Consider the following 13,279-nt stretch of genomic DNA (forward strand, 5'->3'; position numbering starts at 1 on the left):
TATTTGAAAGTGGCTTTGGTTTTAGAATCTATTTATTAATGCAAAAATTATTTAGATATGAAAAACAATAAATTTCAAAGATTTTCTTTTCTGACCGCACTCTTTCTAGTGTTTTCGACTTTCATGTACGGTCAGGGAGCAGTTCCTTTTACGATAAGTAATAATTCCACTTTTGCAGACAGCGATTTATATGTTGCCATTGTAGGAATCGATTATACTACAGGAAACCATGTTTGGGTAAATGCCAAAACAAGTCAGGTTTTGCCAATGAATGCTTCTTACAACACGGTTACAGGACCAACTTATGGTGGAAATACAGGGCCGGGACAAAACTCAAAATACGCAGCCTGTTTTACCAAATTGAGCGAAATTCCAAACAAAACTTTCACTTTGCCTTTAATTGCGGGTTGTAGAGTTTTTATTTCTAAAGGATCACAATTGTACTTTTACTTTTTTGGAGCCAGCGGAGCGCCTTCGGGATACGCATCGCCAAATCCGCAGAATGCTACAGATCCAAATCAGGGAATTTTGTATGAAATGATAGAATTGACCAATAATCAATATGGTTTCTTCGGAAATCCAACTCGCGTAGATTCATACAAATATCCAATGGGATTGGAGCTTTTTGGTGCAAACGGCTACCAAAAAAAAGTAGGAGACTTGAAAAAACATGAGGATATCGTTGCTGCTTTTAAAGCCAATGTTCCAGCAGAATTTCAAGGCTGTGTAAACGATGCAACAGGAGAAATTACAGCTCCGTCTAAAACACCAGCTTATGCCGAAGGATCAGGACCATACGCTAATTATTTAAAATCGTATATCGATGCGATTTGGAATAAATACAAAAATGAAGATTTAATTTTCTATGCCGGAGATGCGGGAGTTTTTAAAGGAAGAGTTATTGGTGAACAATTAGAAATGGTTGGACAATCCGGTGCTTTTGTTGGAAGAACAGGACGCGTTCAAAACCGACCAACAACCCAAGAAGCGCTAGAAGGTAAAGGTGTTTTGGACAGAAGATTGGTCGATGGAGATTTAGATCTTGTAATTCAAGCTCAGCTAACGGCCGCGATTAACCGTCACGTTGTAAATACAACAACGGCAAATCCAGGACAGCAGAATTGGTACGATGCATCGAAATATTATCAAACAAACCCAACCAATCATTATTCTAAATTTTGGCATTTGCCAGGAATTAATATTGATAATCTAGCTTACGGATTTGCTTATGATGATGTTGCCGATCAATCGCCGTCGCTTCATTCGCCACAGCCAACAAAAGTCATCGCTACTTTTGGCGGTTATTACGGACTTACAACGCCTTCGGTTCCAGCTTCAACAGATGTTATTACAGTTTATAAAGATTGCAATTACACAGGTTTCTCAGGCGGTTTAACAATTGGAGATTATAATCTGGCTCGTTTGAATTCTTTAGGAGTTTTGAATGATGATATTTCTTCACTAAAAATTACTCAAGGTTATCAAGCAATTTTATATCAGGATGATAATTTTGGTGGAGCTTCAACAGTAATCAACTCTGATAATTCTTGTTTGAATGCTACTTGGAACGATAAAGTAAGTTCAATAAGAGTTATTGCAAACGGAACAACAACTTTAGGAAACCAAACTTTCTTTCTTCAAAATAGAAACAGTGGTTTATACATGGATGTTTGGAATTCTAGCATGTCAAATGGAGCAGGAATCAATCAAGGCGCTTTGAATTCTGGAAACAATCAGAAATTTACTTTTACGCATTTAGGCGACGGAATGTATAAAATCATTGCCAATCATAGCGGCATGTCAATGGATATCAATAATTTCAATAAAGCCAATGGCGCAAGAGTAGAGCAATATCCATACAACGCAACAACAAATCAGCAGTTTATTTTGGTTGCTACAGGAGATGGCTATTATAAAATTGTTGCCCGTCACAGCGGAAGAATTGTTGAAGTTGCTGGAGCAAGTACTGCTTCAGGCGCAATTGTACAGCAATGGGATAATAACAATCAGACTTGTGGACAATGGAAACTAGTTCCAGCGACATCTTCTCAAACTTCCGTTTTAATTCAAGCCGAAGATTATTCAGCCATGAGCGGAATTCAAGTAGAAGCAACTACAGATACTGGCGGAGGATCAAACGTTGGTTACACTGAAACAGGAGATTGGCTGGCGTATAACAGCATTAATTTTCCAACAACGGGCTCTTATTTAATTGAATACCGAGTAGCTAGCGCAGTCACTGGCGGAAGATTATCTGCAGATTTAAATGCTGGAGCTATTGTTTTAGGAAATGTTGATATTCCGAATACAGGAGGATGGCAGAACTGGCAGACCGTTTCGCAAACCGTAAATGTAAATGCAGGAACATATAACTTCGGAATCTACATTCAGAATACAGGAATGAATATCAACTGGATTAAAATTACAAAAGTAGCAGGAGGAACAGCAAGAATGGCTTCAGTTGAAACAGTGGAAGAACCAGCAGAAACAGTTTTAAATGTTTATCCAATTCCAGTTGAAAATACGTTGTATGTAACAACAGATTTATCTGGAGGAAGCGTAAAAATAGTCGATTCTCAAACAGGATCTATTGTAACATCTCAAAAAATAAGCAACAATAGTTTTGATGTTTCGCATCTTAGAAAAGGTATCTATTTTATAGTTTTTGAAAAAGAAGGCAAACAAACCATCAAGCGATTCATAAAGAAATAGTTTTAAAAGTGATCTCAGGCTTTAGATCTTAAATAACAATTGAGTAGTGTTAGTTCTACGAAATTAGATTGAAAATCAAATCTAAAATCTAAAGTCTGAAATCTAAAATAAAAAATATACAACTCAAATAACCGTCCCATGTTTACGAGTTTATTAATCTATTAAAACAATTATTATGAAAAACAATTACAGAAGAATGCTGCAGAAATGCATGATTATTTTAGTGTTGGGAGCCTTTAGTTTAGTTTCGGCCCAAAAGAAAGTGATAGCTTACATTCCGAATTGGATCGATTTGAATTCTTTTTCGAGCACCATTCAGTACAGTAAATTAACGCATATTAATATTGCGTTCGAAAATCCTGATGCCAATGGTTATTTAAGTTTTAATTCAGGAAGTAATGCCATCATTAATGCGGCGCATGCGCAAAACGTAAAAGTTTTTGTATCGCTTGGAGGAGGTTCAGTTTCAGAAGGCGGAGCAATTCGTGACAATTATTTTAATCTGATTGCGCCAGCAAACAGAACGGCTTTTATCCAGAAAATCTACGATTATGTGGTGGCTCACAATTTTGATGGAGTAGACGTTGATTTGGAAGGCCCTGCGATTAATGGTGATTATGGCGGATTTGTAATCGCTTTGGCCAATAAACTGCATGCCAATGGTAAATTGATCTCAGCAGCGCTTTCAGAAGGATATGGTGGTACCAATGTACCTTCATCTACTTTTGCGGCTTACGACTGGATCAATATCATGGCTTATGATGCAACAGGGCCTTGGGCGCCAAACAATCCGGGTCAGCATTCTCCTTATAGCATGGCGGTAAATCAGTTTAATTACTGGACAGGAAGAGGATTGCCAGCAAGTAAGGCTATTATCGGACTTCCATTTTATGGCTACGGTTTTGGAGCTTCTGCTAATCAGGGAATTTCTTATGCTAATATCGTAGCGCAATATCCAGGAGCTGAAAACTTGGATCAGGTAGGAAATACAATTTATTATAACGGAATTCCAACGATTAAACAAAAAACAACTTTTGCGATTCAAAATGCAGGTGGAGTTATGATTTGGGAATTGTCTCAAGATGCAACAGGAACTAAATCTTTGTTAAATGCCATTAATCAGGTAATTACAGGAAGTAATCCTCCAGCAACCGGAACTACAATTCAGGCCGAAAATTACAATACAATGAGCGGTGTTCAAACCGAAGCAACAACCGATACTGGCGGTGGATTAAATGTTGGATATTGCGATACAGGCGATTGGATGGCGTATTACAATATTAATTTTCCAACTTCTGGTTCTTATCAAATAGAATATCGTGTTTCAAGTGCGGTTACAGGAGGTAGATTATCATCTGATTTAAATGCAGGAACGATTCAGCTAGGTGCTATAAATGTTCCTAATACAGGCGGATGGCAAAACTGGCAGACGATTACTCAAACCGTAAACGTAAATGCAGGAACGTATAATTTCGGGATATATGTTCAAAACACTGGTTTTAATATAAACTGGTTTAAAATCACTAAATCTGGAGCGACTGCTAAATCTGCGCCTGCAAGTACAGAACAATCAATTGCGAGTTTAGAGATTTATCCGAATCCAACTGAAAGTCAGCTTTTCTTTAGTACAGAGGTTTCTGGTGGAAATGTAAATGTCATCAATACAGAAGGCGGAGCAACTATTTTCTCTCAAACTGTAAATGATAACAGCATTGATGTTTCGACTTTAAAAACAGGAATTTATCTGATTTCAGTTGAGAAAAACGGAATTAAAACGGTAAGACGTTTTATTAAAAAATAATCCTAACCCATTTGCCATAATGGTTTTAGATACATTAAATTTTAGGTTTTAATGTGATGAAAAGGTTGTCATTTTTTTGACAGCCTTTTTTTGTAGCGCAGAGTTCGCTAAGATTTTTCGCAAAGTTCGCAGAGTACTTTGAGAAAATCTTTAGCAGTCAAAGTTCACAAAGCTTTAAGTTTTAGCTTTGCGAACTTTTTTATATTATAAAAATGAGCTTAGAAAAAACTTCGCGAACTTTGCGTAACCTTAGCGTTCTTAGCGTTAAAAAAATATGGTTTGCGTTAAAAAAAAATATCCCTTACAATAAATCACTTGGCGCTCTTAACTTCTCCATTTTTCAAGTCAACTGTAAAATGATCTGCTGGGACTTCATGCATAAATTTATTGAAGATGATAAGAAATAATTTCATCTGTTTCTGAAGCGCAGTGTCTTTCGAAAGATTAGCTTTAGAACCTTCTAAAAATAAATGAGACAAGACTTTATATTCTTTTGCTCTTTGAATTCCAACATCGGCAAGAGCCAATTCGTCTGCACTTCTAAAGCGGTAAAAATCTACTAGAAGATCATAACCAGACCAATTGAAATTTTCTTTTTTGAGATTGTTCTGGGTTAGAATTTTTTCTGATTTAGCTTCAGCTTCTTTCCATTGTTTTTGAAATTGCTCTTTGTTTTTTAGTATAAAATCAAAATCTTGATTCGATTGCATATTGGCTAAAACCAATAAATCTTTCGCAGAAATATTCAATATAAAATCTTTGAAAGCAGAAGGCCAATCGTCTTTTAAGAATCTAAGTCGAACCAATTCTTTCAAATGAAAATCGGTAAAATCATGATAGTTTTTCGTTTTTAAAATATCAATATTCCAAATATCTTGAGCATGCTGACTTTCTAGAAACTGATATTCCATTTTATACAAATCAAAAAGTTCGTTGTATCTCGGAACATCATCGATAGTAATGGTTTGAATATCTACAAGGTTATCTTTTTTGAAAGTCAATAGTTTGTAAGCTGGAATATAAGCCGCAAGCGATGGCGTTTGAATATTAACCAAAGTATTTCCTTTTGCAGAAGTTCGAACTCCTGTGTCGTTGATGTGCATATGTCCTCCAAAATGAATTTTTAATCCTGCATCTGCAAAAACCTGCGCTACTTCTTCAACAGGAACACGGTTTAATTGCCATTTGTTTGGACCGAGCAATTCTTTTATTTCCGCGGAAGAGTCATCATTAAAATCAATCATTGGGAAATGACTGAAAGCGATTAATGTTTTTCCTTGTTTTTTGGCTTCCGCCGAAATAGTTTCAACCCATTTTATGAGATGTTTTTTGTTAGAAAGCACATTGTTATAACCTGTACTGGCTTCGCTGTAATTTTTAGAATCTTTTTCTGCGGAAGCATTTTTCTTTGGTATATAAACATTTCCGTCAATAGCCATGAGCCAAAGTCCGTCGATAGGTTCTACAACATAACTAACGTCTGGAACTTCATAACCTGACGCTACTTCATATACGCGATTTGCCAATTTTGCACTTTCTACAGCCTTTTCGAATGTATAATTTTCACTTGAATAATTAGAGAACGGAGTTGCCCAAAATTTGTATTTTTTATTTGGATGAAAACCAAAATCGTGAAGCTGATCTGTAATTCCTAAATAACCCATTTTAGCAATATCGGCGGTAACAACTACTGGCTGTTCGATGTTTAAATTGGGCTTATAAAGGCCGTCTTTGCTAAAAATGGGCTGACTTTTACCATCTTTTCCTAAAAAATCTTCTTTTCCCGATTCTTGAGCAAAAGGCCCAACCGGATCATGATTTCCTGTGGTGATGAAGAATTCTATTCCGTATTTTTTGGTGTATTGTTCTAATATTGTTGCTAGTCCGCGAACGTGAATGGGTTGTCCGTCATCTGTATAATCTCCTGGAAGTGCAACGTATTTTATTTTTCGCCTTGCGATATCTTCTAAAGCTGCTATAAAAGCGAAATAATTTTCATTGAAAATGCGCGTAGAATGAAGTTGTGATGACATAGTTCGCAACAATGTGTATTCTCCCGTTTTCGGATTTAGAACGCCTTTATAATCGGAGTCTGAAAGCTTGCCGAATAAATCCTGTAAATGCACATCTGATAAAAATGCGATTTGTGTTCCATTGAGGTTTTTTGCTTTTTGTGCTAAAATCGTATAATTGAAAAAAATAAAAAGAGCTATTATGGTAAATTTTGAATTCATAGGTTTTGTTTTTTAACGCAAAGTTCACAAAGAGTTTACGCAAAGTTCACAAAGGTTTTGAGCGAAGTTTATAAATAAATAAGTTCGCAAAGCTTTGTGGATTTTGAGATTTTAAAAAGAATAATTATCAAACATAGCCTGCGGTTTCAACCGCAGGAACACAATGTATATCATCGTTCTTTGCATTTCTAAACGAACATCATCCATGTTTTCTACCTGAACGTTCCCGCGGTTGAAACCGCGGGCTATGTTTGAAAAACTGTATGCATAAAACTTCGCGAACTTTACATAAATCTTTGCGCTCTTTGCGGTTAAGAAAAAAATTATGGCACAGTAACAGGATTATTTCTAACATAACTTCCATCATCATATTTAATCTGATAAGGAGAATTGAAGAAAGTGCTTGGCAGATAATAATCAGTTGTGATGATTTGTGCACCTGATTTTTTAGCTGCTTCAAAATGCGAATAATCGTTTTTACGCGCTTCTTTGGTATCAGAATCGGCGCGGGTTCTTATTATATATCCTTTTTTTACTAAATCTTTAATTGTCGGATCTTCAGAGTTATTTCTAAACAAAGTTGCAGCTTCTGGTTTTCCTGGTTCGGCGTTAATAAAAACGGCGCGTCCCTTAAGGGACGGATGATTCAATGCGTACAAATCTCTTTTTGCGCCGTTATTATCTAATAAGAATAAAAATCTTCCTTTTGCTTCTTTTAATGTTGGCCAATTATTGTTTAATACTGCTTCTTCAAGTGTTTTATATTTTCCGCGAACCATGTCTGGCGTAATCAGTTTGTCTTTTCCTAATTCTTTACGGATTACTTTGTCCATTTCGTCAAAAACTGATGCGGTGAAATCTTCTGGTTTTGTTCCGAAGAAATTGGCATCGCCGTCTTTTGGTTCTAAAGTGATGAAAACAGGAACGTGATCTGGATTGGCATCAGACCATTTTTTTAATTCCTGAAGACAGATTTCGAACGTATAAGCAGAAGTTCTAAAGTCGATATCTGGCATGTGAAAAACCTTAAATCCGGGTTTTTTCATTAGTCCGTTTGGGTCGTAAGCTTCTTCAGATTTTGCAATATCTAGGCCTTTCGGGTGCGCATATTTTCCGCCTTTCGCGTCAGCAAAAATGTCAATTTCCAGATTACGTAAACCTTTGTTTAATTGATCTGTAATACTGATATGAGTGTACTGTAAACCTTTAAGCGAACGAGAAGTATCTCGTGCCTGAATAGTGTTGTATAAGTCAGTTTCGATCGCGTGGCGGTAACTGTTATGCGATCCGATAACCTGAAGTTGGTTAATTTTGAGATTGTCGTTTTGTGCCTGAGCGCTTAAAGCTCCTGCTAATAATAAGGTGAACAAAAATGATTTCATGATTCTAAAATGTAATTAATGTTTGACTGGGGACGCATCAAAAGAAAATTGCATTTTTTGAAAGGGACTAAGTTAAATGACATACCCGATTTTGATGTTAGATTAAAAAAAAGAAATCGCAAAGACATTTCTATTTCTGTCTTGAAAAAGTAGTATTAATACAACAAACGTGTTTATTTGTTAATTTAAAGATAACCTTGACACAAAAAGCATTGGCTTTTCATTTCCTTATTTTACGATATTAAAAAGCCTGTAATTGCCGTATGAATAATCCTGAAATTTTTGAACTAACGTATAACCAATATTGGAAAAAGCTTAATGCATTTTCTTATACGATGACTCAGGACAAAGATTTGGCGCAGAACATTGTTCAGGATGTTTTTGTGGATTTATGGGAAAGAAAAGAAGAACTGAATATTAATGCAATTGAACCTTTTTTGTTTCGGGCTGTAAAAAATCAGGTTTTCAAACATTATCAGAACAATCGTTTTGATAAGACTATTTTAGAAGAAAAATTTGAAGACTACATTATAGATAATTTTTCGACAATAGATCCAGAAGTGATGGATCTGCTTTATGCTGCATTAGACAAACTTCCAGAAAAAAGAAAAGAAGTTTTGCTGATGTATAAATTTCAAGATATGACAATCGATCAGATTGCAGAGGAACTTGGAATTTCTAAACAAACCGTAAAAAATCAGATTTCATCGGCGGTAAAACAACTTCGTGAAGGCTTAAAAGACTTGGCCTGGCTAGCTCCATTCATTATTTTCAATCAAAAATTTTAAAATAACTTTCGCTTGATGTTTTCGTAATATTTGGCGATAGTACGATTTCGAGATTCTGGTACTTATTTATAACAATAAGTATTTATGATAAAAAGAATCAAACATAGTTTAGAATTTCTGCTGGATAAAAGTTCGCGAGAAAAAACTTCAATGGCAGAAGAAAATTTATTACATGATTTTGCTTTCAGCGAATATCAAAAATCAGAATGGGATAATGATCTTATGGGAAACCCAGAAATCGAATCTCAAAATATGTACGATGAAATTCAGTTAAGAATTGGAAAGAAAAGATCTTTCCGTCCTTATTTAAAATATATAACTGCTGCCAGCATTCTTTTTCTGCTTGGTTTAGGATTTTTCTTGAGACCAAATGTTTTAAACCAAAAACAAATCACATTTAAAACGTCATCGATCCCCCAATCTATCCAATTAAGTGACGGTTCGAAAATTTATCTGGCAGCAAACTCATCATTTCAGTATCCTGAAAAATTTGAAGGCGATCAAAGAACGGTTTCTTTAGTAAAAGGAAATGCGTTTTTTGAAGTTGCCAAAGACAAACAGCATCCTTTTATTATTCATTCGGGCGAAATAAAAACCAGAGTTGTGGGAACTTCTTTCCACATTCAATTATCAAAATTAAACTGTAAAGTAATTGTGGTAACAGGAAAAGTAAATGTTTCTGGAAAAGGGCAGAGCGTTGACTTGGTACCGAATCAGAAAGCGTTATTCGAATCTCAAAAATTGACTAAACAGCAGGCAGACAAAGCATTTTTGATCAATTGGTATAATGAAGATGTAACGCTAGAGCAAACCACTTTAAAACAGGTAATTACCATTTTACAATATAAATACGGAGTTTCATTTGAGTATGATGATAAACAAGTATTAGCAACGCCGTTAACGGTATTCATCAAGAAGGACGCGACATTAGAAAATGTTTTGGAACAAATAAATTATATCACAAACCTAAAATTCAAAGTTTATGGCGAAATAGTAAAAGTGGATTAAAAACAAAAAAGCAGTTGCGGGAACAACTGCCATTAATAATTAAGCATCGTAAAAACAATTACTTAAATCATGTATTTTAAACCTTCTTATTTAAATCTAAAGAGTTTTGTCTTTTTAGTTCTAGCTTTACTTGCCTTTCAGAGCGGTTATAGTAAAACTTTATTAAAAGTGTCAAAAGTAGCAAATAAAATAGAAAAAGCTACCCTTGTCTCTATTTTTTCAAAATTAACACAGCAGACAGATTACAAATTCAGCTATGGACAAGCTGTAATTGCTGATAATACAGCTTATGCAGTAAACTATAATAGCGAGTCTATTACAGCAATTTTGAATGATCTTTCTAAAAAAGCCAATTTTAATTATAACATTAATGGGAAATTAATTTTAATTCAAAAAACAGCTGCGCCAAAAGTAGTAAATGCAAAAGCGCCTGAAAGAATTAAAATAAAAGGAAAAGTTGTTGACGAGAATAAAGTGCCAATTCCAGGAGCATCAGTAATCGAAACCAGCACTTCAAACTCAACCGTTACTGATTTTGATGGAGTTTTTGAACTTACTGTTGGAGAAGGAAAAACAATCGATGTCTCGTATGTAGGATATAAAACTAAAACGCTTGCTGCACAGAGCACTTTTATGACCATTCAGTTAGAGCCAGCTACCGCAGAATTAAATGAAGTTTTGGTTGTAGGATACGGAAAACAATCTAAAAAAGATGTTACAGGAGCTGTAACGCAGTTAGAAGCCGCAAACTTCAAGCAAGGTGTAAACGTTTCTGTAGATAATTTAATGCAAGGAAAAGTTGCTGGTGTACGTGTTGTAAACACAAGCGGTGAGCCTGGAGCAGGAGTAAATGTAACAATTCGTGGAGTTGGGTCTATTAGAAGCGGAAGTACGCCTTTGTTTGTTGTAGATGGTGTGCCGTTGTCAAATGATGATGTGAGCCCTTCAGGAAGTAATGTTGGTTTTGGAACTTCTTCGGCTAAAAATCCGCTGAACTTTTTGAATACAAGCGATATTGAATCGATTACGGTTTTGAAAGATGCATCGGCTTCTGCGATTTATGGAGCGAGAGGATCTAACGGAGTGGTTTTGGTGACAACTAAAAAAGGTTCTAAAGGTGAAGGAACATTAACTTTTGATACTTATACAGGAGTTGCAACTGTGGCTAACAAACTTGATGTTTTAAGTGCTGGCGAATATAGAAATGCGATTAAAGATAAAGCATTCGATCATGGCGGAAATACAGATTGGCAAGATGTAATTTATAGAACAGCTATTACAACAAACAATTCGCTGTCTTTTTCTAAACAGACAGATTCTGGAAACTATTATGCGTCGATTGCTCAAATGGATCAGGAAGGTGTGGTTCGCAACAGTAATTTCAAACGTCTTTCTGGAAGAATTAATGCGGCAGAATCATTTTTGGATAACAAACGTTTGAAAGTAAAAATGAACCTTACGGCGAGTGAAACTAAAGATGACGGAGTTCCAACAAGTGATGACGGTGGTTCTAACGGACAATTGATTGTGCATACGTTAATGGCAAATCCAACGCGTTCTGTTTTTGATGCAAATGGAAATTACACCAACTTCAATATGAATGCGCATTACAATCCAGCTTATTTGTTGAGTATTTACCAAGATCAAACTAGAACGTTGAGAGTTTTAGGAAACTTAGAAGCTTCTCTAAGAATTATTGACGGATTGGAATATAAATTAAACATAGGTGTTGACCGTTCTATGGCGGAAAGAAATACAACTATTTTTCCAAACTTAACCGATTTGAATCCGAAAGGGAAATATGTTCAAAATAATTTAGATTCTAAAAACTCTTTGGTTGAGCATTATTTGACTTACAATTTGAATTTAGATAAACATAAGATCGAAGCTTTAGCTGGTTTCTCCTACCAAAAATTTGAAAGATCAGGAACAAGTTTCAGCATTGACGGAATTTCAAACCAAGGTGAAGGTGTTCCACCTTCAATCAACCCAGGTTTTAAAGGAACTCAATCGGGAACAACTGGTTATGCGCAGGAAAATGAATTACAGTCTTATTTTGGAAGGTTGAATTATAATTTTGATAACAGATATCTTGTAACAGCTTCGATGAGAGGTGACGGATCAACTCGTTTTGGTAAAAACAACAAATACGGTTATTTCCCATCATTTGCTTTAGGATGGAATATTGCGAATGAAAGTTTCTTAAAAGATTCTTCGACATTAAACAATTTAAAACTTAGAGCAAGCTGGGGACAGACAGGAAACCAAGAAGTTGAAAATAAAATTACTCAGGCAAGCTACTCTTTATCTGGAGCTGACGGATATTATTTATACGACGATTTGAATCTAGTGAACGGAGTTTCTGTAAATAGAACACCAAATCCTGATTTGAAATGGGAAGTTGTAACGCAATATAACGTTGGTTTAGATTTCAATTTATGGAATGACAAGTTGTACGGAACATTAGATTATTTCAATAAAACTACTACGGATGCGATTTTGAATGTTCCTTCTCAAGCTTTGAGTCCAACGACTACAATATGGACGAATATTGACGGGAAAATTATCAATAAAGGAATCGAGTTTATGTTAGGTTCAAAAATAGTGGACACTAAAAATTTCTCTTGGAATATTGACATGAACGGTGCAACATTGAATAATAAAATTGAAGATCTTCCGGTTTCAGAAATCTTAACAGGAACAATTTCAGGTCCAGGACAATCGGGTGTAAATGCCAATATCTATAAAAGCGGATACGCAGCTGGATCATTCTATTTGTTAGAGCACATTGGTTTTGATGCAAATGGCGCAAATATCTTTAAAGATCAAAATGGAGACGGTAAAATTGACAATAGTGATAGAATCATTATAGAAGGAGCTTTGCCAACTTTCTATTACGGATTTAATAGTGATATGAGATACAAAAACTTTACATTCTCATTTTCTATCATCGGACAAACAGGAGGTTATTTGTTGAATAATACTGGTTTAAATGCCTTAAATATCAACAACCTTGCGTCTGATCGTAACGTAGCTACGGGTTATTATGAGTCTGGAGCAAATCCTGCTAACTCACCAATCTTGTCAACTCTTTTCTTAGAAAAATCAGATTTCATCAGATTGAATACAGCTCGAATTGGTTACAATTTTGACTTAAAAGGATTAAACTGGATCAACGGATTAACACTTTATGTTACAGGTCAGAACTTAATTACGATTACAAATTACACAGGTTACGATCCGTTAATCAATAGTCCGAAATCTAACGGAGGAAACCAATCTATCGGTATCGATTATGCAAGTTATCCAACTTCTAGAACATTCAGTTTTGGAGCAACTTTAAAACTATAATTA

The 13,279-nt window shown here is 35.3% G+C and carries 7 protein-coding genes; 5 read left to right on the top strand and 2 right to left on the bottom strand.

The features are described from left to right. The first annotated feature begins 57 nt into the window (after nucleotides 1-57). On the top strand, nucleotides 58-2,712 hold the full coding sequence (locus RB618_RS14445; RefSeq protein WP_308069374.1) for a beta-1,3-glucanase family protein: 2,655 nt from the start codon (nucleotides 58-60) through the stop codon (nucleotides 2,710-2,712). Between the two features lie 175 nt (nucleotides 2,713-2,887). Continuing rightward, nucleotides 2,888-4,513: a glycosyl hydrolase family 18 protein gene (locus RB618_RS14450; protein WP_308069375.1), complete on the top strand. Its 1,626-nt coding sequence runs from the start codon at nucleotides 2,888-2,890 to the stop codon at nucleotides 4,511-4,513. 311 nt (nucleotides 4,514-4,824) lie between these two features. On the opposite strand, the gene RB618_RS14455 is transcribed toward RB618_RS14450, so the two are convergent. Both RB618_RS14455 and RB618_RS14460 read right to left on the bottom strand, forming a co-directional pair. Beyond that, nucleotides 4,825-6,747, bottom strand: coding sequence for a metallophosphoesterase (locus tag RB618_RS14455; protein ID WP_308069376.1), 1,923 nt, complete (start codon nucleotides 6,745-6,747; stop codon nucleotides 4,825-4,827). 323 nt (nucleotides 6,748-7,070) lie between these two features. Next, on the bottom strand, nucleotides 7,071-8,129 hold the full coding sequence (locus RB618_RS14460) for a phosphatidylinositol-specific phospholipase C1-like protein (RefSeq protein WP_308069377.1): 1,059 nt from the start codon (nucleotides 8,127-8,129) through the stop codon (nucleotides 7,071-7,073). 263 nt (nucleotides 8,130-8,392) lie between these two features. Here RB618_RS14460 and RB618_RS14465 point away from each other — a divergent pair, with 263 nt between their 5' ends. The 3 genes from RB618_RS14465 (at nucleotide 8,393) to RB618_RS14475 (ending at nucleotide 13,276) form a co-directional block, all read left to right on the top strand. Continuing rightward, nucleotides 8,393-8,917: an RNA polymerase sigma-70 factor gene (locus tag RB618_RS14465; RefSeq protein WP_308069378.1), complete on the top strand. Its 525-nt coding sequence runs from the start codon at nucleotides 8,393-8,395 to the stop codon at nucleotides 8,915-8,917. 84 nt (nucleotides 8,918-9,001) lie between these two features. Next, nucleotides 9,002-9,925, top strand: a complete 924-nt coding sequence (locus RB618_RS14470) for a FecR family protein (protein ID WP_308069379.1) — start codon at nucleotides 9,002-9,004, stop codon at nucleotides 9,923-9,925. 69 nt (nucleotides 9,926-9,994) lie between these two features. Then, a complete protein-coding gene (locus RB618_RS14475) occupies nucleotides 9,995-13,276 on the top strand; it encodes a TonB-dependent receptor (RefSeq protein WP_308069380.1) in 3,282 nt (1,093 codons plus the stop codon). Nucleotides 13,277-13,279: the final 3 nt, after the last annotated feature.

The sequence above is a fragment of the Flavobacterium sp. LHD-85 genome (assembly GCF_030929595.1).
Lineage (GTDB): Bacteria > Bacteroidota > Bacteroidia > Flavobacteriales > Flavobacteriaceae > Flavobacterium.

Coding starts and splice junctions, on each gene's coding strand:
- RB618_RS14445 (WP_308069374.1), top strand. CDS start 58: ATGAAAAACAATAAATTTCAAAGATTTTCTTTTCTGACCGCACTCTTT.
- RB618_RS14470 (WP_308069379.1), top strand. CDS start 9,002: ATGATAAAAAGAATCAAACATAGTTTAGAATTTCTGCTGGATAAAAGT.
- RB618_RS14460 (WP_308069377.1), bottom strand. CDS start 8,129: ATGAAATCATTTTTGTTCACCTTATTATTAGCAGGAGCTTTAAGCGCT.
- RB618_RS14455 (WP_308069376.1), bottom strand. CDS start 6,747: ATGAATTCAAAATTTACCATAATAGCTCTTTTTATTTTTTTCAATTAT.
- RB618_RS14475 (WP_308069380.1), top strand. CDS start 9,995: ATGTATTTTAAACCTTCTTATTTAAATCTAAAGAGTTTTGTCTTTTTA.
- RB618_RS14450 (WP_308069375.1), top strand. CDS start 2,888: ATGAAAAACAATTACAGAAGAATGCTGCAGAAATGCATGATTATTTTA.
- RB618_RS14465 (WP_308069378.1), top strand. CDS start 8,393: ATGAATAATCCTGAAATTTTTGAACTAACGTATAACCAATATTGGAAA.